Origin of the sequence: Agrobacterium bohemicum (assembly GCF_001562555.1) — a bacterium.
Lineage (GTDB): Bacteria > Pseudomonadota > Alphaproteobacteria > Rhizobiales > Rhizobiaceae > Agrobacterium > Agrobacterium bohemicum.
Genome location: NZ_KQ961023.1, coordinates 416,577 through 439,123 on the forward strand (window position 1 = coordinate 416,577; position 22,547 = coordinate 439,123).

19 protein-coding genes and 1 tRNA gene are annotated in these 22,547 nt (G+C 55.3%); 9 read left to right on the forward strand and 11 right to left on the reverse strand.

Going from position 1 to position 22,547, the window contains the following annotated elements; all coding sequences use genetic code 11:
• The first annotated feature begins 116 nt into the window (after window positions 1-116).
• Entirely contained in the window at window positions 117-1,589 is a 1,473-nt protein-coding gene (trmFO, locus tag ATO67_RS01975; protein WP_103088647.1) for a methylenetetrahydrofolate--tRNA-(uracil(54)-C(5))-methyltransferase (FADH(2)-oxidizing) TrmFO, read from the forward strand.
• On the opposite strand, the gene ATO67_RS01980 is transcribed toward trmFO, so the two are convergent.
• From ATO67_RS01980 to yajC, 5 genes are all read right to left on the reverse strand, one after another.
• Window positions 1,538-2,035, reverse strand: a complete 498-nt coding sequence (locus tag ATO67_RS01980; RefSeq protein ID WP_245303734.1) for an FHA domain-containing protein — start codon at window positions 2,033-2,035, stop codon at window positions 1,538-1,540. The two genes, trmFO and ATO67_RS01980, sit on opposite strands and share 52 nt — an antisense overlap.
• Window positions 2,036-2,127: 92 nt before the next feature.
• Window positions 2,128-2,976, reverse strand: coding sequence for a phytoene/squalene synthase family protein (locus tag ATO67_RS01985; RefSeq protein WP_067643541.1), 849 nt, complete (start codon window positions 2,974-2,976; stop codon window positions 2,128-2,130).
• A gap of 14 nt (window positions 2,977-2,990) precedes the next feature.
• Window positions 2,991-3,383, reverse strand: a complete 393-nt coding sequence (locus ATO67_RS01990; RefSeq protein WP_067643544.1) for an Mth938-like domain-containing protein — start codon at window positions 3,381-3,383, stop codon at window positions 2,991-2,993.
• Window positions 3,383-5,947 (reverse strand): protein translocase subunit SecDF, encoded by a 2,565-nt coding sequence (gene secDF / locus ATO67_RS01995; protein ID WP_067643547.1) that lies wholly within the window; start codon window positions 5,945-5,947, stop codon window positions 3,383-3,385. The genes ATO67_RS01990 and secDF overlap by 1 nt, the downstream gene beginning before the upstream one ends.
• A 75-nt stretch (window positions 5,948-6,022) precedes the next feature.
• Window positions 6,023-6,379 carry a preprotein translocase subunit YajC gene (gene yajC / locus ATO67_RS02000; protein ID WP_067644225.1) on the reverse strand — a complete coding sequence of 119 codons (357 nt, stop codon included), beginning with the start codon at window positions 6,377-6,379 and terminating at the stop codon, window positions 6,023-6,025.
• A 221-nt stretch (window positions 6,380-6,600) separates the two neighbouring features.
• Between yajC and ATO67_RS02005 the strand changes: the two genes are divergently transcribed.
• A complete protein-coding gene (locus tag ATO67_RS02005) occupies window positions 6,601-7,473 on the forward strand; it encodes an ATP-binding protein (RefSeq protein ID WP_067644228.1) in 873 nt (290 codons plus the stop codon).
• Window positions 7,474-7,659: 186 nt separating this feature from the next.
• Window positions 7,660-8,559 carry a PhnA-like protein gene (locus ATO67_RS02010; protein WP_067643554.1) on the forward strand — a complete coding sequence of 300 codons (900 nt, stop codon included), beginning with the start codon at window positions 7,660-7,662 and terminating at the stop codon, window positions 8,557-8,559.
• Window positions 8,560-8,633: 74 nt separating this feature from the next.
• Here ATO67_RS02010 and ATO67_RS02015 read toward each other — a convergent pair whose 3' ends face one another.
• From ATO67_RS02015 to ATO67_RS02025, 3 genes are all read right to left on the reverse strand, one after another.
• On the reverse strand, window positions 8,634-9,164 hold the full coding sequence (locus tag ATO67_RS02015) for a lipocalin family protein (protein WP_067643557.1): 531 nt from the start codon (window positions 9,162-9,164) through the stop codon (window positions 8,634-8,636).
• 91 nt (window positions 9,165-9,255) lie between these two features.
• On the reverse strand, window positions 9,256-9,690 hold the full coding sequence (locus ATO67_RS02020; RefSeq protein ID WP_245303742.1) for a VOC family protein: 435 nt from the start codon (window positions 9,688-9,690) through the stop codon (window positions 9,256-9,258).
• 143 nt (window positions 9,691-9,833) lie between these two features.
• Window positions 9,834-9,908 (reverse strand) — tRNA-Glu (locus ATO67_RS02025).
• 515 nt (window positions 9,909-10,423) lie between these two features.
• Here ATO67_RS02025 and ATO67_RS02030 point away from each other — a divergent pair.
• Both ATO67_RS02030 and gpt read left to right on the forward strand, forming a co-directional pair.
• Complete coding sequence (locus ATO67_RS02030; protein WP_157940973.1) at window positions 10,424-11,260, forward strand: GGDEF domain-containing protein; 837 nt, start codon at window positions 10,424-10,426, stop codon at window positions 11,258-11,260.
• 131 nt (window positions 11,261-11,391) lie between these two features.
• Window positions 11,392-11,889, forward strand: coding sequence for a xanthine phosphoribosyltransferase (gpt, locus tag ATO67_RS02035; RefSeq protein WP_067643562.1), 498 nt, complete (start codon window positions 11,392-11,394; stop codon window positions 11,887-11,889).
• Window positions 11,890-11,891: 2 nt separating this feature from the next.
• Here gpt and ATO67_RS02040 read toward each other — a convergent pair whose 3' ends face one another.
• A complete protein-coding gene (locus ATO67_RS02040; RefSeq protein WP_067643565.1) occupies window positions 11,892-12,647 on the reverse strand; it encodes an ArsR/SmtB family transcription factor in 756 nt (251 codons plus the stop codon).
• 123 nt (window positions 12,648-12,770) lie between these two features.
• On the opposite strand from ATO67_RS02040, the gene ATO67_RS02045 reads away from it, so the two are divergent.
• From ATO67_RS02045 to ATO67_RS02055, 3 genes are all read left to right on the forward strand, one after another.
• Complete coding sequence (locus ATO67_RS02045; protein ID WP_067643570.1) at window positions 12,771-13,670, forward strand: DMT family transporter; 900 nt, start codon at window positions 12,771-12,773, stop codon at window positions 13,668-13,670.
• A 635-nt stretch (window positions 13,671-14,305) separates the two neighbouring features.
• Window positions 14,306-18,121: a vitamin B12-dependent ribonucleotide reductase gene (locus ATO67_RS02050; RefSeq protein ID WP_067643572.1), complete on the forward strand. Its 3,816-nt coding sequence runs from the start codon at window positions 14,306-14,308 to the stop codon at window positions 18,119-18,121.
• Between the two features lie 433 nt (window positions 18,122-18,554).
• Window positions 18,555-19,190, forward strand: a complete 636-nt coding sequence (locus ATO67_RS02055) for a hypothetical protein (RefSeq protein WP_067643576.1) — start codon at window positions 18,555-18,557, stop codon at window positions 19,188-19,190.
• Window positions 19,191-19,410: 220 nt separating this feature from the next.
• On the opposite strand, the gene ATO67_RS02060 is transcribed toward ATO67_RS02055, so the two are convergent.
• Complete coding sequence (locus ATO67_RS02060) at window positions 19,411-20,688, reverse strand: O-acetylhomoserine aminocarboxypropyltransferase (RefSeq protein WP_067643579.1); 1,278 nt, start codon at window positions 20,686-20,688, stop codon at window positions 19,411-19,413.
• Window positions 20,689-20,774: 86 nt separating this feature from the next.
• The gene (locus ATO67_RS02065; protein ID WP_067643582.1) at window positions 20,775-21,209 is read right to left on the reverse strand and encodes a CoA-binding protein; all 435 of its coding nucleotides are present in this window, start codon (window positions 21,207-21,209) and stop codon (window positions 20,775-20,777) included.
• A 415-nt stretch (window positions 21,210-21,624) separates the two neighbouring features.
• On the opposite strand from ATO67_RS02065, the gene ATO67_RS02070 reads away from it, so the two are divergent.
• Window positions 21,625-22,461, forward strand: coding sequence for a DMT family transporter (locus tag ATO67_RS02070; protein ID WP_067643585.1), 837 nt, complete (start codon window positions 21,625-21,627; stop codon window positions 22,459-22,461).
• Window positions 22,462-22,547: the final 86 nt, after the last annotated feature.

Consider the following 22,547-nt stretch of genomic DNA (forward strand, 5'->3'; position numbering starts at 1 on the left):
GTCTGTCCCGTGGTACTTCATCCGCAAAATCGCCTCCTGAAAATGGCAGGCTCTCAAATCAGACAAACATGTCCGCCCGAATGCACTTCAGTGCTGTGGGGCGGTGCGGGTGCGTGATGCAAGACAAGACTTATTCTCCTATCCACGTCATTGGCGGTGGCCTTGCCGGCTCTGAAGCCGCATGGCAGATCGCTCAGGCCGGTATTCCCGTGATCCTGCACGAGATGCGCGGTGTGCGTGGCACGGATGCGCATCAGGGTGAATCCCTCGCCGAGCTCGTCTGCTCCAACTCTTTCCGCTCGGACGATGCGACCGCCAATGCAGTTGGCGTCATTCATGCGGAAATGCGGCTTGCCGGGTCGCTGATCATGGCATGCGCTGACAGACACAAGGTGCCAGCCGGTAGCGCGCTTGCCGTGGACCGCGATGGCTTTGCAGAAGCGGTGACGGCCGAACTCGAGGCGCATCCGCTGGTGACAATTGTTCGCGAGGAAATTTCCGGCCTGCCTCCGCAGGACTGGGACAACACCATCATCGCCACCGGCCCGCTGACATCCCCTGCTCTTGCCGCGTCCATTCAGGCCGAGACGGGGGAAGACGCGCTGGCTTTCTTCGATGCCATCGCGCCGATTCTGCACCGTGACAGCATCAATATGGATATCTGCTGGTACCAGTCGCGCTACGACAAGGTCGGTCCCGGAGGCAATGGCAAGGACTATATCAATTGCCCGATGGATGAAGCGCAGTATCATGCCTTCATCGATGCTCTCATCGCTGGCGATACGGTCGGCTTCAAGGAATGGGAGGGCACGCCCTATTTCGACGGTTGCCTGCCGATCGAAATCATGGCGGAACGTGGTCGTGAAACGTTGCGCCACGGCCCGATGAAGCCCATGGGCCTCACCAACGCCCATAACCCCACCGTCAAGGCCTATGCCGTCGTTCAGCTTCGCCAGGACAATGCGCTGGGTACGCTCTACAATATGGTCGGTTTCCAGACCAAGCTGAAATACGGCACGCAGGCCGACATTTTCCGCATGATTCCCGGTCTCGAAAATGCAGAGTTTGCGCGTCTGGGCGGCTTGCACCGCAATACCTATATTGATTCTCCGCGCCTGCTCGATCCGTCTTTGAGACTGAAATCACGCCCGTCGGTACGGTTCGCCGGTCAGATCACCGGCTGCGAAGGCTATGTGGAAAGTGCATCCATCGGCCTGCTGACCGGACGGTTTGCCAGTGCCGAGCGCAAAGGAGAGCCAGTCAGCCTGCCTCCTGCCACGACAGCGCTAGGCTCGCTGCTCAGCCACATCACCGGTGGTCACCTGTCTACGGACGAAGAACCTGGCAAACGCTCCTTCCAGCCAATGAACATCAATTTCGGATTGTTCCCTGAACTGGCACCCGGCTCCATCGTCCGGCCTGAAGGCCTCAAGCGCTTCCGGGGCAAGGACAAGACCATCATGAAGAGGCAACTGATGGCCCAGCGGGCATTAACCGATTGTGCGGCGTGGCTCGGTGTTCCGGCGCCGGTTTTCGCTCAGGTCGAGGCTGATGGCGATGGCGGTGAAGCAGCCTCGTCAGCGGCGTGATCGATCGGCGCACCGGGTTTCACCTCTGCGGCCTCAAGATAGCTCCCAAGCAGCCACAGCGAAACCTCCGCGGCTTCCCCGACCGTATTGAAACGGTACGCGCCGCTGTATTTCGGTGAATCTATAAAGGTGACGACAAATCCGTCACCGCTTTCCAGGGGCTCGACCTGAATACGCTCTGGATCAAGCATCATGCAGGCGTGATGCCTGCCCATATTGCGCATGAAGCCGGCCTTGTTGTCATGAAGGCGCACGAACACGGTCATGCCGTCGGATGTCATATGCAGACTGCGGATGGCTTCTGTCGGGAACGCACGCGAAAAATCGATGATCGCCTGACCGGTATCAGCGCGGTCGTCGTCGTCCGTGTTACGTCGCAAGCGCAACAGATAGTAGCCGAGCATGCCGACAGGAAAGAGGATGACGATCCAGATTGCGGGGTTCATAGACGTCGCTCCGTGCGGCTGCTCTCGATGGTGATAACATTCTCATGAGTGCCGAGTCTTAACCAGCAAGCCTTGCGCGAATATTGAGCGGGTCAAAACCGTCGCAGGAACGATGCCTTGGCAAGCTGCCATTGGCGGCGAAGCTGCGAGGGCTGTATATCCTGCTCAAAAAGCCGTGCCCCTGCCCGTCTGGCGTTTGCAATGACCGGTCCCGTCAGTGAAACAGGAATGAAGGCTGGAAACACGGATTTGGGTACCACCGCCATGCGTGCTTTCTCCAGGTGATCGAGTGCGTGTACGCAGAATATTTCGATGGCAGCAGCAATCCTTGCGGCATCCTTGCCTTCCAGAAAAGCCTCACGATCCAAACCAACTGCGGACAGCATATCCAGCGGAACGTAAACCTGCCCTCGGCGTCGGTGTAGCGGCATCAGCAGCAACATACCCGCCATCGCCTGGGCCACGCCCGCATGGCCGGCGGCTTCGGCATTGATAGCTGCGTCGGAAGGGGAAAGGACGATGCTGGAAAGCTGGATCAACGCTGATGCCGTTTCTCCAGCATAGCCTTCCAGCGCATTTCGATCGTCAAAAACGTCGTCGTAAAGATCAAAAATTCTGGCCTCGATCATATCGAGCAAGGTCTTGCGCGGCAGATTGTGCGTGCCGATAGCGTCAAGAAGAGCAGCGGCAATCGGGTTTGCAAGGCTTTCGCCGTGTGGCGTGCCTTCCAGAAGGTCCCGCCACCATTGCATGCGCACCTCACCGGGCAGCGGCTCGCGGACAAGGTCACGAATGCGGGCGATTTCCGCGTTGAAAGCGTAGAGCGCGGACAGAGCGGCGCGCTTGTCTTCAGGCGACAGAAGGCATGCCAGATAGCGATCACGATCCATGTCACGCAACATGGTCAGGCACGTGTCCTTGTCTCCCACCTGCTCCGCCATCAGTCTCCGCTCTTTCAGCCTTCCACTGCAATCAGGGCTGCCGCAACGGCACGCGATTCCGAAAGCATGATGTTGTAGGTTCGAACTGCGGCACCTGTACTCATAGGATCGACCGAGATGCCAGCTTCCTTCAAAGCCAACTTCAACTCCTTGGACAAAACCCGCATCGTGTCACCTGTGCCGACCAGCAGAAATTCTATCTCTCCTGCCTGCGCGATAATTCGGGAAAAGTCATCGACTGTCAGCGTCTTCGCGTCTACGGCGGTCCAGTCGTGAATGCCGGAGGGCAAGCACAGGATAGATCCGCGATGCGACATGTCGGCAAAGCGGAAACCGCCATTGCCGTAAGCATCAATGGGCGCCCGGCCGGGAAAATGGGCCGGGCGTATTTCGATACCGCTTGCCATCAGATGGCTGGCTTGCCGCCGATAGCGTCACGCTTAGCGTCGGCCTTTTCATCTTCGGTGTCATTGCCGCCTGGACGCAGCTTGAACGCGATAAGCACCGGTGCCGCGATGTAGACCGACGAGAAGACGCCGATACCGACACCGAACAGCATGGCGAAGGTGAAGGAACGAATGACTTCGCCGCCAAACAGGTAGAGCGACAGCAGCGCCAGCATAACCGTCAGACCCGTGAGAATCGTGCGCGATAGTGTCTGGTTTAGCGACAGGTCGATGATCATGGACAGCGGCATCTTCTTGTACCGCCGCAGGTTTTCACGAATACGGTCATAGATGACGACCGTATCGTTCAGCGAGTAGCCGATAATGGTCAGGATCGCCGCGATGCTGGTGAGGTTGAACTCGATGCCGAGGAACACGAACAGACCGATGGTGAAGACCACGTCATGGACCATCGAGATGATGGCACCGAGCGCGAACTGCCATTCGAAGCGCAGCCAGATATAGGCCATGATGCAGATCATCGCGAGACCGATACCGATCGTGGAACTGACCGTTAGGTCGCCCGAAACGGCGGGGCCGACCACTTCCACGCGACGGAACTCGTACTTTTCCTCAAGCTCTCCACGCACCAGCGTGATTGCGGACTGTTCGGCATTCTCGCCGCCGTCCTGCGCCTGAATGCGGATCAGCACATCCTGCGGCGTACCGAAGCCCTGCGCCTGGATTTCACCGAGGTTGAGCTGGCTCAAACGATCACGGATATCCGCGATGTCGGCATCGCCCTGCTTGGCCTTGACTTCGATGACCGAACCACCCTGGAAGTCGATACCCAGATTGAGGCCCTTGGTGACAAAGCCGCCAACGCAAATCAGCATGACGACACCACTGAGGATGAAGACGTAGCGACGGTAGCGCATGAAGGGAATGTCTTTCCCGTCAAACAACGCCGTGCGAATTCCCTTTGGCAGAGTCTTCGGGCGGCTGCGGCGAACCCAGACGCCAAACATCCACGCCGTCAGCGTATACGCCGTAAAGACGGTGGTGATGATACCGACGGCGAGCGTCACGGCAAAGCCCTTGACCGGACCGGTTCCCATGTAGAACAGAACGCTGGCAACAATCAGCGTCGTTATATTCGCGTCCATGATGGTGGCGAAGGCGCGGGTGAACCCGTTCTCCAGCGATGAAATCAGCGGTTTTCCGCTTCTTACCTCTTCACGGATACGCTCATAGATCAGAACGTTGGAGTCGACCGCCATACCGATGGTGAGGACAATACCGGCAATACCCGGCAAGGTCAGCGTCGAGCCGATAATACTGAGGACCGCCAACAGCATGACGATATTGACGATCAGCGCGATGTTCGCAAGCAGGCCGAAGAAGCCGTAGAAGATGAACATGAAGATCACAACGCCAGCGGCACCAATGGCGCTGGCCACAAGACCGGCATTGATCGAATCGCTACCAAGGCTTGGGCCGACTGTACGCTCTTCGACGACGGTCAAGGTTGCGGGCAGCGCACCGGCACGCAGCAGCACGGCAAGGTCGTTTGCGCCCTGAACGGAGAAATTACCGGAAATCTGGCCGGAACCACCGATGATCGGCTCGCGAATAACCGGCGCGGAAATAACCTGATTGTCGAGAATGATGGCGAATGGCTTGCCGACATTCTGCTGCGTTGCCTGAGCAAAACGCTGTGCGCCACGGCTATCGAAACGGAAGGTGACGACGGGTTCGTTGTTCTGCTGGTTAAAGCTTGCCTGCGAATCGACGAGATTGTCACCAGAAACGAGTGCACGGCGTTCCACAAGATAAGGAACCGGTGGATCGTCCTGCGAATACAATATTTCGGACGTCGCGGGTGGGCGGCCGTTCAACGCTTCCTGCACCGGCATGGAGGTATCGACCATGCGGAAGGACAGTTTAGCGGTCTGGTTCAACAACGACTTCAGACGCTGCGGGTCCTGCAAGCCAGGAACCTGCACGATGATACGGTCCGAACCCTGACGCTGGATCAAAGGCTCGGTCGTGCCAACTTCATCGACGCGGCGACGAACGACTTCGATGGACTGCGAGACAGCGGAAGACAGGCGGTAATTGATACCGTCATCGGTCAGGTTGAGGCGAAGCAGGCTGTCGCCAGCATCGGTCATGGTCACTTCCGTAATGGACGTGCCAACCAGTGTACCGGAAGAAACCGGCAACGTCAGATCGCGAAGTGCGGTTTTTGCAGCTTCGTATTGTGCAGGGTCGGTAATGCGGACCTGAACCTGCTGGCCGTTGCCTGCAAGGCCCGAATATTTGATGTTGGCGTCGCGCAGCTGGGTACGCACATCGCCCACGATCGTTTCGAGACGTTCCTTCACGATGTCGGAACGCTCGATCTTGAGCATGATGTGGGAACCGCCCTGAAGGTCGAGACCGAGTGTTACCTTATTATCCTTGTACCAATTCGGCATGCCTTCCAACTGTTTGTCGGTAAACAGGTTTGGGGAAGCGATAACGACGCTTATCAGCACGGCAAGCCAGATAAAGGCTGTTTTCCAGCGGGAAAAATGAAGCATTTAGGTCTCGGTCAAGGTTGGGTGTCAGAACCCAGGCTGCGTTTGCCGCAACCTGCTTTATGTGGGACGCGCTGATTACTTCGCGGCTGCCGGGGCTTCGGTCTTCACCGGCTCACCCTTGACGCGCACTTCTGCGATATAGGTGCGCGATGCACGAACCTTGACGCCATCGGCGATTTCAACTTCCAGCTCATTGTCGTCGATGACCTTCGTCACTTTGCCGACGATGCCGCCACCAAGAACGACCTGATCTCCACGGCGAATGGCCGTCAGTGTTTCCTGACGCTTCTTCAACTGCGCACGCTGCGGACGGATCAGGAAGAAGTACCAGACCACCATCAACGGGGCGAACAGGAAAAGCATCTCGAGGCCGGACCCGAATGCAGACGGTGTGCCCGTCGCGTCCTGGGCAAAAGCTTGGCTGATAAACATAAAAAACTCCTCAGATTTCGGGCGCAGTCTTAGCCACTGGCCGGCTTTCAAGCCGCCGGAATATAGTTGCGCTTCCTTAGAATGCAACAGACAGACGCCGTGCGCCGTACCGTTTCCACGCCTCATAACCTTTCAAGGCAACAAACACCATGCTAACCCGCAGAAATTCTACTTTTATGCGGGACGACGCTCGCCACCGATTGTTTGCAGGAGACTTTATGATGTCATCGGAAGAAACCAATACACTTCTGCTCGCAGAAGTACGACGTTTGGCCGATGCTCTGGAAAGACTGGCTGGTCCCGCACCTGCGATAAATGACTGGAATAGCGCGGATTGTTTCGTCTGGGTACCTGCTAGTGCCTGGCTTCAGCCGGTTGCTCGCCCCAACCGCATTGCATTGCAGCTCATTCGCGGTGTCGATCACGTCCGAGACATTTTGCATGAAAACACGGCACGTTTTGCGGAAGGCTTTGCGGCTAATAACGTGCTGTTGTGGGGTGCGCGCGGCATGGGCAAGTCATCGCTGGTCAAAGCCGTTCACGAAGACGTGCGAGCCTCGAGGGGCGTTTCATTGAAGCTCGTGGAGGTCCACCGTGAAGATATTCATACGCTTCCAGCTCTCATGGATATTATGAAGTCTTCGGATCATCGCATCATCGTCTTTTGCGATGACCTTTCATTCGACCACGATGATACCGCCTACAAATCACTCAAGGCAGCACTGGATGGCGGCATCGAGGGACGCCCCGACAATGTTCTTTTCTATGCCACATCCAACCGCCGTCATCTGCTACCACGACACATGATGGAGAACGAGCAGTCTACCGCCATCAACCCGTCAGAAGCTGTCGAGGAAAAAGTCTCGCTCTCGGATCGCTTCGGGCTGTGGCTCGGTTTTCACAAATGCAGCCAGGAAGACTATCTGACGATGATCGACAGTTATGCCGAATATTTCGACTTGGGCCTGCCGCGTGAAAAACTTCATCACGAGGCTTTAGCATGGGCTACAACCCGTGGTGGCCGGTCTGGTCGTGTTGCATGGCAATATATTCAGGATATCGCTGGTAAAATGCGTAAACAAATCAACCGCTGACATTATCAGCGGGTGTCTGTCTTTCAACAACGAAGAAAAAACCCCAAATGGTTGAAAATATTAAAATATAACGACGAACTTATTTTGTAAAAAACAATTGGGATTTCCTGTTTCGGCGCGGAACAAACCGATTATCCGCTCGTTTCAGCCGCATACGCCAATAGCGTTGTGTAACAGGAGAGCGAAATGACTGATCAGACCGTGTATACAACATCCCAAACAGGCATTCGTGCTCCTGTCTTAAGGGAATCCACTACGAATATTTCTTGGGGCAGCATATTTTCCGGTGTCGCAATCGCACTTGCCTTGCACCTCATCCTCAATCTTCTAGGTCTTGCAATCGGCGCTGGCGTCATCGACCCCGCGCAGAGCGATACACCAACTGCAGCTTCGCTTTCCATCGGCTCCATCATCTGGATGATCGTCAGCGGCATCATCGCTGCATTCTTCGGCGGCTATGTCGCAAGCCGTCTGTCCGGCCGCGTTGCTCGCACCACCGGCGCTCTGCATGGCTTGACGTCTTGGGCAGTAACGACGCTCGTCGTGTTCTACCTTCTGACAACATCGATCGGCGCTCTGGTTGGCGGCGCGTTCTCTGGCGTAACGAGTGTGTTCTCCGGCGCTGGCTCCACTATCGCAACTGCCGCGACCACCGCTGCACCATCGCTCGCAACTGCTTCCGATCCTGTTTCCTCTATTGAACAAAGCATTCGCCAAGCAAGCGGCGGCAATGATCCGCAGGCTCTGCGTGATGCAGCCGTCAGCGCCGTTCGCGCTGCCCTGACAGGCGATCAGGCTCAGGCTGAGGATGCACGCAACCGTGCTGCCGATGCTCTTGCCCGCGCTCAGGGCATTCCTGTCGATCAGGCTCGCCAACAGGTGACCGACTATGAAAACCAGTACAAGCAGGCCGTCGAGCAGGCCAAGGTCCGCGCAACTGAGGCTGCTCAGGCAACAGCAACGGCTGTATCCGCTGGCTCTTACGTCGCCTTTGGTGCCCTGCTGATCGGCGCGGTTGCTGCTCTCTTTGGTGGCAATATCGGTGCTGCCCATGCGCAGAGACGTCGTGATACGGTTATCGAATAACGCCATCAGCCGTTAGCCCAAAGAAAATGCCCGCGTATGACGCGGGCATTTTTGTATTTGGATAATGCTAGAGATCAGAATTTCGGAAACTCAAGTTTGCTTGTGTCATAACCGAGTTCCTTCGCTTTGCTTACCATCCGCGCCAGCTGGTTTTTGGAAGGAACGTTGCGAGCGTAGATCCAGAGGTTTTTCATATCGGGATCTGAGCTGATGAACCAGCTTCTGTCTGGCGAATTGTAAAGCACCCAGTAATTGAAGGTGATCAGCAGCGGATAACGCACCCTCAGCTTGGCCTTTGTTGTTTTCGAATCGGTCAACGTGCCGATACCTTCGATGGTCTTTAGCTTTCCTTGCGGAGTGCCCTCGCGACACCCGTCCTGCACCATAACCTGATTAGGGGCATTGCCAGGCGTGTAGACCGTAAAACCTGCCACACAACCATCTGTCAGCCACATGGGTGTTCTGCCGATTTCGAGCCATTTGCCTTGATAATGGGAGCGGTCGGTTTGAGCCACGGCTGGCTCTGCCTTGGCTTGGCCAACGGAAAACATACCAAGGCAAGATAATGCTGCGGCAGCGGTGAGCGATTGAATGAGACGGTTCATGGCAAGCTCCAACGGGGTCAGGGTTCGGACACAACGCCATACGCGGACGGCAGTTGCACCAAGCCTTATCAATCCACCGTGACCTGTCGGCTCACGCTCGCCCATCTGGATATTCAGCGGGCCCCTTGATCTCCAGCATGTTGCCGAAAGGATCGTATATATAGAAAGAGTGTCCCATTCCTCGTGCACCGCCGTGCATCGCCTCACGATGAATGGCAACGCCATGGCTTTCCAGATGCGCTCGCAACGCCTCATGTTCGAATGGCCCCGTCGCAATGCAGATATGGTCGACATTTCGCCCGCCTGCGACAGGCGGGCGCGCCTTCTGCCCACCGTGATGCGTTACGTCCCACAAGACAATCAGCGAAGCCCCGCACCACACCTGCTCCATGCCGAGCGCCGGATAGCTATATCCAGGACGGCAGCCCATCACCTCGTGATAAAAACCAAGAGCCTTATCCATATCGTCCACCAACAGAACGACATGATCTATCCCAACAAGGGAAAATGGTATGCTTGATGTCAATGAAGTCCCCTCCCGAATCTCCACCGTTAAGCTTCAGCTTAATTGCGGAACAAGCAACCCGGAATGAACAGGTTATATCTCAGCCGCATGACATCACAAAACGGACGCCTGATACGACATTGGATATTTCTGAGGGGAGAAAATGGTACGCCCTAGGGGAGTCGAACCCCTCTTTTCAGAATGAAAATCTGACGTCCTAACCGATAGACGAAGGGCGCGTACACTTGTCGTGTGGCGCTCTTATAGTCAGAGGTTTTCGATACCGCAAGCCGGAAAATGCGCCTTTTGACAAAAAAATGACGCACAGTCTTAAAGCCCTTGGAAATCAAGGATTATCCATTCAAAACAGAGACTTACTTTTTCCAACGAAACCGTTTTGTACGGGCGGAATGGATTATTCAGCGGTTGGTCTAGCGGAAAATATGTATGGGTAACGGTGTTTGATGACAAGAAGCCCGCTTGTCCAGGTACCTGCAAGCCATCGATGTTTGGAACATTGCTCTATGATGCAGGAGACCCTACTTAAGGTGGTGTGGGTGGATGAAAATAAGCATGAATTGCTTCATTCAATATCCTGGATTGAATTTCCATCTCCAAAAGGTGATGGACATTCCTCTATCGCCATTGAATTGCTTTCTTTCGACGCAGATTTCTAATTAAGAATTATCGAGACTATAAAAGGTTGAACATGCGGTCAGAAAAATCACGAATAATGCCGACGCTCGGACGGTCTTTGATCGCGAAAATTTTTCTGGTTTCATTTTTAAGTGTGCACGTTCCGCTTATCGCATTGATCATTCACCTGCTGAGTGGTTTCGACACGGGGCCTGTACCGGTGTTCACCTTGATACTGGTCGCGACGCTTGTTGGCACTGCTATATGCCTATTTGCCATCTGGCGCTTCATCCGCCCACTACACCATCTGGCAGAGGCATTGATGAAATATCCGCAGGATAAAAGCGTTTTGAAGCTTCAGTCCGAAGGTGCCGACGAAATCGCCATTGTGACCGACGTGACGAAATCCATGCTGTGGCAGGTGGAAGAACTCACCAAGAAGCTCAAGCATCAGGCTACGACGGATTTTCTGACCGGTCTCGGAAACCGTCGCTGGCTGACGGAACAATTGCCAGCTGCCCAGTCTCAAGCAGAGCGCTCCAACGAGCCTCTGTCCGTCATTCTGTTCGATCTCGATAAATTCAAGCACATCAATGATGAACACGGGCACGAGGTCGGCGACAACGTGTTGATGATCGTAGGAGAAATCGTAAAGGATTCACTCAGGCCTTACGATCTGGCGGCGCGGATCGGCGGAGAGGAATTCTGCATCATATTGCCGCGTACATCCGGAGAGGCTGCGCTCAGTATCGCTGAACGTTTGCGTGCCGCTTTCGAAGCGAGCTACCTCGACCCTCTCCCAATTGGTCGGGTAACCTGCAGCTTCGGCGTTGTGCAGGCTGGTCCGGACGAGCGATTACAACAATTGCTTCGACGAGCCGATACTGCGCTTTACAAAGCCAAGGCTGCAGGACGCAACACGGTGATCGGCGTATTTGCGGATAAAAACATCTAAGATGCGCCGCCGCCCTCTGGGGTCGCAGGTCTAGAAACCATCCGGGAAACTGCGTGATCCGCTTGCTTTTCACGCAATCTTGCCGCTATTAGCCAAAGCCATCGACAATTTGACCATATGGCAGACACCTCATGTCCCTTCCCGATAAAGCTTTCCCCGTCTCATGGGATCAATTTCACCGTGATGCACGCGCCCTAGCATGGCGTCTGGCGGGTCTGAACCAGGAGTTCAGCGCCATCGTCTGTATCACGCGCGGCGGCCTTGTTCCTGCTGCCATCATTTCCCGCGAGTTGAACATTCGCCTGATCGATACCGTCTGCATCGCCACCCGCCATGATTACGTCAACCAGGGCGATACGATGCTTCTCAAGGGCATTTCACCCGAACTGCTGGAAAAAGGCGGCGAAGGCATTCTTGTTATCGATGACCTTACCGACACTGGCAAAACCGCCATTGAAGTGCGCGAGATGCTGCCCAAGGCGCATTTCGCCTGTGTTTACGCCAAGCCTAAAGGTGTCCCGACAGTCGATACGTTCATTACAGAAGTCAGCCAAGATACGTGGATCTACTTCCCATGGGATCTGGGCTTCACCTATCAGGAGCCGATCGCAAAAGGCTCGCGCGGCTGATTTTACAAATGACGGCTCTCGCAGCCGTCATTTTTTGTTTCGGCGGGCAAAGACAATCGCCAGTCAACCGGCAATCCGAAAGCGGTGCGGAAGCCCACCTCTCCCGTAGGCGTAACGCGCAAAGCTCGCGTGTCAGGCATACGGGCAACCCACCCCAGCGCGGTGAACCGGTCTAATAAACCCGCGCCCAGTTTTCCTGCCAGATGCATGCGGCGTTCGCTCCAGTCCAGACAGGTCCGGCAAAGTGGCCGCTTCGAAGAGCTGTCGATTTTCAGATCGACGCCGAAGTCACAGAAGAACCGCTGCCCTTCCTCTGTCACCAGAGCAGCACCTTCCGATAGCATCACATAGGCTTTATCGCACAAGACGTCCGCGACGTTCACCGCCAGCTTGCCCGCCATATGGTCGTAACAGGTTCGGGCCAATCGCATGGATTCATCTTTGGGACCAACCGGGCGGTAACGTTTGGGGCCAGCAGATGCGACAGCCATCAGCGCATCGATGGCCTGCGCCACCTCTTGCGAGGCCAACCGGTAATAACGATGTCGGCCCTGCTTCTCCAGCGTCACCAGTTGGGCATCTGCCAGTCGCGATAGATGGCCGCTTGTCGTCTGCGCCGTCACCCCCGCATGGCGCGCCAGTTCGCCCGCCGTCAGGGCTTGCCCGCCCATGAGCGCGGCTAACATATTGGCGCGGGCTGCATCACCAAGAAGGCTCGCGACCTCTGCTATGGCATTACCAGAAGCAAAATTTGTCATGGAGCGAGCATAACAAAGCGGTTTCCCCTTGTCAGCCACGCACAGTTCGGGCACGGCCGAAGCATCTGTGCCGCTTTTGCGGCTACCACCGGCAGCAGATACCTGCAAGCCAAGGACAAAAGCATGCCAGCCGAAAAAAACATGACAACAGAATTCGCGCTTCTTCTCACACTCGCCACATTATGGGGTGCGGCCTACACCTTCATCAAGCTGGGCGTAGCCACGATACCGCCGATCACGCTGATCGCGGCGCGAACTCTGATTGCTGCGAGCGTGCTTCTCATCATCCTGCGTCTTCGCGGGCTGCGCTTGCCGAGCGATCCAATAATATGGCGTCGATTTTTCATTCAGGCCACGCTTAACACGGCGGTTCCATTCACGCTGATTGCGTGGGCAGAAACCACAACAGACGCCGGACTTGCCGTTATCCTGAATTCCACCACGCCGGTTTTTGCTTTTCTGCTGACAGCACTTCTCATTCGCCACGAGGCCATCAGCGGGCGCAAGATTGCAGGCATCGCCGCCGGGTTCAGCGGCATCGTCCTCATCGTCGGCGTTCAGGCCTTCAATGGTGTCGGCAAGGAGTTGCTGGCACAATTTGCTGTGGTTGCCGCAAGCGTGTGTTACGCTGGTGCAGTGATATTCGGTAAAAACTTCAAAGGGCTTGACCCGATGATTCCGGCAGCGGGTTCGCTGTTGTGCGGCGCAATCATGCTAGCGCCACTCAGCCTTGTCATCGACCAGCCATGGACCCTGTCGCCGTCGATCTCTTCGCTCTTCGCCCTCCTGGCGCTTTCGGTGTTTTCCACAGCCTTGGCCTTCGTCATCTATTTTCGACTCATTCACACGCTCGGTTCCGTTGGAACGACTGCGCAGGCCTATCTGCGCGTGCCTATCGGCGTTGGCATCGGCGTGGCATTTCTCGGTGAGAGCCTGTCATCTACGGCGTGGATCGGCCTCGTGCTGGTCGTTGGTGGCGTCTTTGCGATGACGCTTCCTGAACGCAAATCATCGGCGACGTGAATGGCCGAAATGGGAGCCGTCTCCTACGAGTTATCCCCAGTTCTCGTAGTGAGAATGTGTAAAACACAAAGTGTAGCCTTTTTGCCGCACCTCGCAAAAGCCCGGAAAACCGGCCTTACGTTACGGAAGACAAAGCGTAAGCCGACGAATTACCCTTGCCCAAGTGCCTGATATTTATAGCGGGTTTTTCTTTCCCCGTTTTCCACAGCCACCGCACACAATATCTGGTAGTTAATAAACCCTTTCAAACTAGGCCTTGACGGAATCACCACATTTTCCCAAGGTGCATTCATGTTGCGGCGGCAACAGAATCAGGTGTCTCACCTTCGGTTCTTTTCAGTTCCAGTTCACGCGTTGCCTGCGTTTCAACCATGAAGGGATGGAGCGTAGATGCCTGTTTGTGAGCTGAATTTCTGCCAAAAACATGATGCGGGATATGGCAAAAAGAAGCCGTTAATACTATATATAGTATTGATTGGTATCATTAGAGCCGAAATCACCACGAGATACAGGGATCGCGTCTGCGGATGACCATCCCATCTAGATCGGCGAAAACCAGCGGCGCGTACGAGGCGCGACGCAGGAGAGAATTTTTGCGCCCTGCTCACAGGCGCCACAAAACGAGGACTAAAACAATGCGCATTGAACGTCGCTTTACCAAGCCCGGCCAGTCTCCTTATGCGGAGATCGAATTCCGCAAAGGTATCAGCGAGATCAAGAACCCGGATGGCTCCATCGTTTTCCGTCTGGCGGATATCGACGTTCCCGCACAGTTCTCCCAGGTTGCGACAGACGTGCTGGCGCAGAAATATTTCCGCAAGGCCGGTGTGCCTGCGCGCCTGAAGAAGGTTGAGGAAAACGACGTTCCTTCCTTCCTGTGGCGGTCGGTTGCCGATGAAAAGGCGATGAAGGACATTCCGGAAGACGAGCGTTACGGTTCTGAAATCGATGCGCGTCAGGTTTTCGACCGTCTGGCCGGTACATGGGCTTACTGGGGCTGGAAGGGCAAATATTTCTCGACCGAAGAAGATGCGTCCGCCTTCAAGGATGAGCTTGCCTATATGCTGGCGACGCAGCGCGTCGCGCCAAACTCTCCACAGTGGTTCAACACCGGCCTGCACTGGGCCTATGGCATTGATGGCCCCGGCCAGGGCCACTTCTATGTCGATCCCTTCACGGGCAAGCTGACCAAGTCCAAGTCGTCCTACGAACATCCGCAGCCACATGCCTGCTTCATCCAGTCCGTAGCCGACGATCTGGTCAATGAAGGCGGCATCATGGACCTGTGGGTACGCGAAGCACGCCTGTTCAAATACGGCTCCGGCACCGGCTCCAATTTCTCCTACCTGCGCGGCGAAGGCGAAAAGCTGTCGGGCGGCGGACGCTCAAGCGGCCTCATGAGCTTCCTCAAGATCGGTGATCGCGCAGCTGGCGCCATCAAGTCCGGCGGCACCACCCGTCGTGCGGCCAAGATGGTCGTCGTCGATGCCGATCACCCCGATATTGAAGCCTACATCGACTGGAAGGTGAACGAAGAGCAGAAGGTTGCGGCCCTCGTGACCGGCTCCAAGATCGTCGCCAAGCACTTGAAGGCCATCATGAAGGCCTGCGTCAATTGCGAAGCTGGCTCTGAAGCCACGCGGGGCGATTGCTTCGACCCTGCCAAGAACCCTGCCTTGAAGCGCGAAATCCGCGCTGCCAAGAAGGACATGGTTCCTGAGAACTACGTCAAGCGCGTCATCCAGTTCGCCCAGCAGGGCTACAAGGAAATTGAATTCAAGACCTACGACACCGATTGGGATTCGGAAGCCTACCTCACGGTTTCGGGCCAGAACTCCAACAACTCCGTGTCACTGAAGGATGACTTCCTGCGCGCTGTGGAAGACAATGGCGACTGGAACCTCACCGCCCGCAAGGACGGCAAGGTCATGAAAACGCTGAAGGCCCGCGATCTCTGGGAAAAGATTTCCCACGCCGCATGGGCATCGGCTGATCCAGGCCTGCACTTCAACACCACCATGAACGACTGGCACACATCGCCAGCCGCAGGTCCCATCCGCGCATCCAACCCTTGCTCGGAATACATGTTCCTGGATGACACGGCCTGCAACCTTGCCTCGCTGAACCTGCTTCAGTTCAAGGACGCCAAGACCAAGAACATCGATATTGCCGATTACGAACACGCCGTTCGCCTGTGGACTGTCGTTCTCGAAGTCTCGGTCATGATGGCGCAGTTCCCATCCAAGGAAATTGCTGAACGCTCTTACGAATACCGCACGCTCGGCCTCGGCTATGCCAACATCGGCGGCCTGCTGATGTCCTCGGGCATTCCTTACGATAGCGATGAAGGCCGTGCGATTGCCGGTGCGCTCACCGCCATCATGACAGGCGTTTCTTACGCAACATCCGCCGAAATGGCTGGCGAGCTTGGCCCCTTCCCCGGCTTTGCACCCAACCGTGACAACATGCTGCGCGTCATGCGCAACCATCAGCGCGCAGCCCAGGGTCTGGCCTATGGTTATGAAGGCCTGTCGGTAAACCCTGTTCCGCTCATCCATGCAGATTGCACGGATCAGGACCTCATCACCCACGCGGTTGCCGCATGGGAAAAGGCTCTGGAACTTGGCGAAAAGAACGGCTACCGCAACGCCCAGACCACCGTTATCGCGCCAACAGGCACAATCGGCCTCGTCATGGATTGCGATACGACCGGTATCGAGCCAGACTTCGCACTGGTGAAGTTCAAGAAGCTGGCCGGTGGCGGCTACTTCAAGATCATCAACCGCGCCGTTCCTGAATCGCTGCGTTCGCTCGGCTATTCGGAAAGCCAGATTGCCGAAATCGAAGCTTACGCTATCGGCCACAGCAATCTCAACCAGGCACCGGCGGTCAACCCATCCACATTGAAGGCCAAGGGCTTCACCGATGAGAAGATCGAAACGGTCAACGCCGCGCTGAAATCCGCCTTCGACATCAAGTTCGTCTTCAACCAGTGGACACTCGGCGCTGACTTCCTCAAGGAAACCCTGAAGGTTTCCGACGAGCAGCTTTCCGACATGAGCTTCAACCTGCTCGAACATCTCGGCTTTGCCAAGAAGGATATCGAAGCGGCCAACGTGCATGTTTGCGGCGCGATGACGCTGGAAGGCGCACCGTTCCTCAAAGACGAGCATCTGCCTGTGTTCGATTGCGCCAACCCATGCGGCAAGATCGGCAAGCGTTACCTCTCGGTTGAAAGCCACATTCGCATGATGGCGGCAGCGCAGCCCTTCATCTCGGGCGCGATTTCCAAGACCATCAACATGCCAAACGATGCGACGGTTGAAGATTGCGGCGCAGCCTACATGCTGTCCTGGAAGCTGGCGTTGAAGGCCAACGCTCTCTACCGCGATGGCTCCAAGCTGTCCCAGCCTCTCAACGCTTCACTTGTCGAAGACGACAATGACGAGGATGCGCTGGAGGATCTGATCGCCCAGCCACAGGCAGCCCAGGCTGTCACCATCACCGAAAAGATCATCGAGCGTGTTGTCGAACGTGTCAGCCGCGAGCGTGAAAAGCTGCCGAACCGTCGTCAGGGTTACACCCAGAAGGCAGCCGTCGGCGGACACAAGGTCTATCTGCGCACCGGCGAATTCGGTGATGGTCGCATCGGTGAAATCTTCATTGATATGCACAAGGAAGGCGCTGCTTTCCGTGCGATGATGAACAACTTCGCCATCGCCATTTCGCTTGGCCTGCAATATGGCGTGCCACTGGAAGAATATGTGGAGGCCTTCACCTTCACCAAGTTCGAACCAGCCGGCATGGTCATCGGCAACGATGCCATCAAGAACGCGACCTCGATCCTCGACTACGTCTTCCGCGAACTCGCCGTTTCCTACCTTGGCCGTCATGATCTGGCCCATGTGGATACGTCGGACTTCTCGCAGACCGCACTCGGCAAAGGCATCGAAGAAGGCAAGACCAACCTCGTTTCCACCGGCTGGACACGTGGTTACAAGCCAACTCTGGTCTCCAACACCAGTGATCGCGCCTCGTCCGAGCCCAAGGGGTCGGCCACGGCAGCCCCTGCCCGTGCATCTGGAACGGTCACGCAGATCTCCGGCAACACGGTGCGCAAGCTCGAACCAACCGTTGCGATCTCCACTTCGGAAGTTGTCGCCTTCAAACGCGAGTATGAAGAACGCGCCAAGGAAGCAGTAGAAATCGTTGAAGAAGGCCTGGCCACCGAATCCGAACAGGCCGCCACCGCCCTCTTCTCCGACAAGGCAGCCGCCGACGCGGCTTCAGCCAAAACCGAAGCCAAGAAGAAAGAAGCTGAACGCCGCATTCGCTCGATTGCTCAAGGCTACACGGGCAACATGTGCGGCGAGTGCCAGAACTTCACGATGGTACGGAATGGTACTTGCGAGAAATGCGATACTTGTGGCGCGACGAGCGGTTGCTCGTAAGAGTTAGAAATAATCGCTGGATGGCCCCCACTAAAAATCACTAAGTGGGGGTAATAAGTCACAGACAGAAGAAAAACTGCAAGAAAATCTTAGGCCTAGTCAAAATCCAAATTTCTCAGGCGAATAGTTGCCTGAGAAATATTAAAGGGAACAAAACAAGAAACACCTCTCAGTAGCACTTACATTTCGACACTATCAATAATCATTTAATGTTCAAATTTGCCGCATCGCGAGCAAGAAAATGTTGTCACGAGTTGGTCTAAATGCAAAAAATCGGGGGCGGATATTCGAGTTTAACACTCCAGTGACCCGATGGCACTATCGGCTTCAATACATGCCAACAGGGTCCACGTCTGAGGTCAATTGCGGAACGAAAAAGTGATACTTCGGGTCGCATTAGGACTGCTTTGCGCTCTTCGAATAGGATTCAAACATGCTTGAATACTTTTCCGTAAGCGGCATTAAGCTCGGATGGGACACACTGCGCGGGCTATGGCGGTTCTCGCGCCGCAACAGACGTAACCTTACACCAACGAAACGGCTTGAGTTGAGGCAAAAATGGAAACCCAAGTTCGACGACTTCCTCCGGGTCAACACCTACAAAGAACTCAGCACCGAAGTTATCATCCGGAACATCAACCGTCTGGACGAATACCCGAATAACGTCAAGCTGAAACAGAAAAACGGCATCAGCCCATGGTTCAAAGTTCCTGTGGTACAGACATACGAGCGTGGTTTTATGGTCTGTCTAAGCATTGGGGAACTAGTATCAATCAGTGAGGATAAGTGGCGGTATCGGGACTGGCTGAAAGGTGAGGACGGCGAGAAATTCTGGTGTGTCGGCTTCGTCCCTTACGAAGGCATCGTGGATGTGGACTGGGAGGGCGACAAATACTATGACTACCCGCACGTTGTCTGCCATTTTGACCAAGCCCGGAACCAACCATACGAACGGATCATGCTTTGCCGCGAGTGGAAGTTCGACAAAGTGTCGCACTTCACTGAAGTCGTGGATATTGAAACCGTTCGGAAAGACAGCAAGAAGTATGGCCTGAGGTATTTTGGTTAAGCCACTTAAGCCAACTAGATACGACATTTACCCTGTACGTAAGCGTAGAACAGCATGTCTACAGTCCTGTAAGACATTGTGGCCCTTGGTCACCAAACGCCCCCCCCCTCACCTGACCAATCTATGCCTTAGCAAGGCTAAAATCATGATTTCTTCCTTCTCCAAAGCGAGAAAAAGCCTGCAACAGGCTAGATTCAACAAGCATCTGCCCTAATCACCCTCAACCCAGCGCCTGTTCCAGATCCGCAATAATATCCTTCACATCCTCGATACCAATGGACAGGCGCACAACGTCCGGGCCAGCACCGGCGGCGGCCTGCTGTTCCGGCGTTAGTTGCGCATGCGTCGTGGATGCCGGGTGGATGACGAGGGAGCGGGTGTCGCCGATATTGGCGAGATGCGAAAACAGTTGCAGGCCTTCAACCAAGGCCTTGCCGACTTCGTATCCACCCTTGACGCCGAAGGTGAAGACGGAGCCTGCTCCCTTGGGGGAATAGCGCTGTTGTAGCGCATGATTTTCGCTATCCTCCAGACCGGCATAATTGACCCAGCTGACTTTCGGATGGGCCTTCAACCATTTGGCGACGGCGAGCGCGTTGTCGGAATGGCGCTGAACGCGTAGCGGCAGCGTTTCAATGCCCGTCAGGATGAGAAATGCGTTGAAGGGGGCGATGGACGGCCCGAGGTCACGCAGCCCAAGCACCCGAGCCGCGATGGCGAAGGCGAAATTGCCGAATGTCTGGTGCAGGACCACGCCGGAATATTCGGGGCGTGGTTTCGACAAGGCAGGATATTTATCGCTCGCCGACCAATCGAAAGTGCCGCCATCAACGATGATGCCGCCCATGGAATTGCCGTGGCCACCAAGGAATTTCGTCAAGGAATGCACGACGATATCCGCACCATGTTCGATGGGGCGCAACAGATATGGGCTCGCCATCGTATTATCGACGATCAACGGAAGGCCGTGGCTGTGGGCGATTTCGGCAATAGCGGCAATATCCACGAAGGTGCCGCCGGGATTGGCAAGGCTTTCAATGAAGATGGCCTTCGTGCGGTCATCGATCTGACTTTCGAAACTGGCGGGATCTGTGGCGTCCGCCCATCGTACCTGCCAATCGAAGTTCTGAAACGAATGTCCAAACTGATTGATCGAACCGCCATAAAGCTGGCGGGCAGCAACGAAGTTGTCACCCGACTGCAAGAGCGTGTGAAAGACAAGAAATTGTGCCGCATGTCCGGAAGCCACGGCAAGTGCCGCCGTTCCACCCTCAAGGGCAGCGACGCGTTCCTCTAGAACAGCCTGGGTGGGGTTCATGATCCGCGTATAAATATTGCCGAATTCCTTCAGAGCAAACAGCGCTGCTGCATGATCCGAATCGCGAAACTCATAGGCGGTCGTTTGATAGATTGGGGTTGCCCGCGCACCGGTCGTAGGGTCTGGCTCGGCACCGGCATGAATTGCCAGCGTCGAAAAACCCGGATTATTCTCTGACATATGTCCCTCCACTATAATCTTACCTGCCCTTGGATCAGAGGGATGATAGCGTCCCCAGGGCGAAAGGTAAGTGCAACTTATGCCAACTATGATGCGATATTGAGACGCGGATACTCAATTGCCGGGCATCGGTCCATAACCATTTCTATTCCATAGGCCTCAGCCTTGGCGGCGGCATCATCATGACGGACCGACAGTTGACCCCAGATGACCTTGGGCCGTGGCGACATAAGAATGACCTCATCCACGACAGCGGGCAAATTCTCCGGCGCCCGGAACACATCGACCATGTCGATCGTCTCAGGAATATCCGCGAGTTTGGCGTAAACCGGTTGCCCCAGAATTTGCTTGCCCTCTTGCCCTGGATTGACGGGGAAAACTGAATATCCTTTGGAAAGCAGAAACTTCATGACGCCATGGCTGGGTCTGGCAGCGTTGGGAGATGCACCCAAAACAGCAATCGTCTTCACGTCTGTCAGAACGCGGCGAATATAGTCGTCGTCATATGCGTCGTGGTTCATGGTCAACCTTCCAAAAATCATTCACTTTAAGATGCTCTTTCGAGCAATGTAGGGATTGGAAACCCTTGCTACAAACTTCAAACTTCACGAAAATCAGCACAACCATAATGTTTGCGCTAACCTCTTAGACAATCCCTAATCGTACTTTCTTTGTACCGTGTCTGTTCATCAGCATTTTAGAAACTACTCATAGTTACATTAGAGAAATCTGTTTCACTTTGAAACTATTTACTCTGCGATCATCACCGAGGGAACTCGAGAAAATTGCTCCTCCTTCATAATAAAACGACCAAATTCATCCCGGTCAGCAGAATTCCAATCGGTTTATTTTCTCCGCGTGTCCGAACGCTTTCCAGTGCAACCGGCTACCAAAAGGCATAAGCACTAATCAAACGAAACAAATTGCGAGTCGCCCGTGCCGATTGATGTTCTGCTGCTGGTCTTGCTGGGTGCCGTCTTCCACGCCAGCTGGAATGCGCTCGTCAAATCCGGCACGGATAAGGCGCTGGACGCAACGTTGGTCGCGGCGGGTGCAGCCGCCTGTTCCATTCCGTTTCTGCCATTCCTGTCGCTACCAGGTGCAGTCGCCCTGCCCTTCCTCATCGTTTCAGCCGTCTTGCAATTCGCTTATTTTCGGCTTGTCGCTGCAGCCTACACCGTCGGTGATATCGGGCTCGTTTATCCCATCATGCGTGGGGTTGCGCCTCTCATCGTCGCGGCCAGCAGCAACCTGTTTTTAGGTGAGACTCTCAGCCCTGCTGCCATCGGCGGCATAGCGGTGATTTCCGCTGGCATTCTGACCCTTGCTTTCGAGGCAAGGCATGGCGGTAGGCACGCGATCTTGCTGGCGCTGGCCAATGCGGTGGTCATTGCTGGGTACACGTTTGTCGATGGTGTTGGCGCACGGCTTTCGACAAGCCCGATTTCCTATACGCTTTGGATGTCGTTGCTGCCGCCTGTCCTCCTGTTTTCCTGGGCGCTTTATCAAAGGGGCTGGGCACCTGTTTCAGCGCATGTCCGTCACCACTGGTGGCGTGGGCTTGCGGGCGGCGCGGGATCTATCCTGTCCTATGGTCTGGCACTTTGGGCCATGACGAAAGCCCCAGTCGCCGTCGTCGCGGCTCTGCGCGAAACATCCATCCTTTTTGCGATCGCCATCTCGGTTCTGATCCTCAAGGAAAAGGCGAGTGTGTGGCGCTATATTGCCGGTGCAACCATCGCTTTGGGCGTCCTGATCATGCGTCTTGGCTGATTTCGACCGTACTTTCTTGTGGTATTATAAAACCACATACGCAAATCATTGTTTTTTAACGACAATTTTTAAGGTGAGCTGTTTCC

What these genes read in the sequence shown, in the direction of transcription:
- gpt (WP_067643562.1), top strand. Translation starts at nt 11,392, where the DNA reads ATGTCCCTTCCCGATAAAGCTTTCCCCGTCTCATGGGATCAATTTCAC.
- ATO67_RS01985 (WP_067643541.1), bottom strand. Translation starts at nt 2,976, where the DNA reads ATGGCGGAGCAGGTGGGAGACAAGGACACGTGCCTGACCATGTTGCGT.
- ATO67_RS01980 (WP_245303734.1), bottom strand. Translation starts at nt 2,035, where the DNA reads ATGAACCCCGCAATCTGGATCGTCATCCTCTTTCCTGTCGGCATGCTC.
- secDF (WP_067643547.1), bottom strand. Translation starts at nt 5,947, where the DNA reads ATGCTTCATTTTTCCCGCTGGAAAACAGCCTTTATCTGGCTTGCCGTG.
- ATO67_RS02050 (WP_067643572.1), top strand. Translation starts at nt 14,306, where the DNA reads ATGCGCATTGAACGTCGCTTTACCAAGCCCGGCCAGTCTCCTTATGCG.
- ATO67_RS02065 (WP_067643582.1), bottom strand. Translation starts at nt 21,209, where the DNA reads ATGAACCACGACGCATATGACGACGACTATATTCGCCGCGTTCTGACA.
- trmFO (WP_103088647.1), top strand. Translation starts at nt 117, where the DNA reads ATGCAAGACAAGACTTATTCTCCTATCCACGTCATTGGCGGTGGCCTT.
- ATO67_RS02055 (WP_067643576.1), top strand. Translation starts at nt 18,555, where the DNA reads ATGCTTGAATACTTTTCCGTAAGCGGCATTAAGCTCGGATGGGACACA.
- ATO67_RS02045 (WP_067643570.1), top strand. Translation starts at nt 12,771, where the DNA reads ATGCCAGCCGAAAAAAACATGACAACAGAATTCGCGCTTCTTCTCACA.
- ATO67_RS02060 (WP_067643579.1), bottom strand. Translation starts at nt 20,688, where the DNA reads ATGTCAGAGAATAATCCGGGTTTTTCGACGCTGGCAATTCATGCCGGT.
- ATO67_RS02005 (WP_067644228.1), top strand. Translation starts at nt 6,601, where the DNA reads ATGTCATCGGAAGAAACCAATACACTTCTGCTCGCAGAAGTACGACGT.
- ATO67_RS02040 (WP_067643565.1), bottom strand. Translation starts at nt 12,647, where the DNA reads ATGACAAATTTTGCTTCTGGTAATGCCATAGCAGAGGTCGCGAGCCTT.
- ATO67_RS01990 (WP_067643544.1), bottom strand. Translation starts at nt 3,383, where the DNA reads ATGGCAAGCGGTATCGAAATACGCCCGGCCCATTTTCCCGGCCGGGCG.
- ATO67_RS02015 (WP_067643557.1), bottom strand. Translation starts at nt 9,164, where the DNA reads ATGAACCGTCTCATTCAATCGCTCACCGCTGCCGCAGCATTATCTTGC.
- ATO67_RS02010 (WP_067643554.1), top strand. Translation starts at nt 7,660, where the DNA reads ATGACTGATCAGACCGTGTATACAACATCCCAAACAGGCATTCGTGCT.
- yajC (WP_067644225.1), bottom strand. Translation starts at nt 6,379, where the DNA reads ATGTTTATCAGCCAAGCTTTTGCCCAGGACGCGACGGGCACACCGTCT.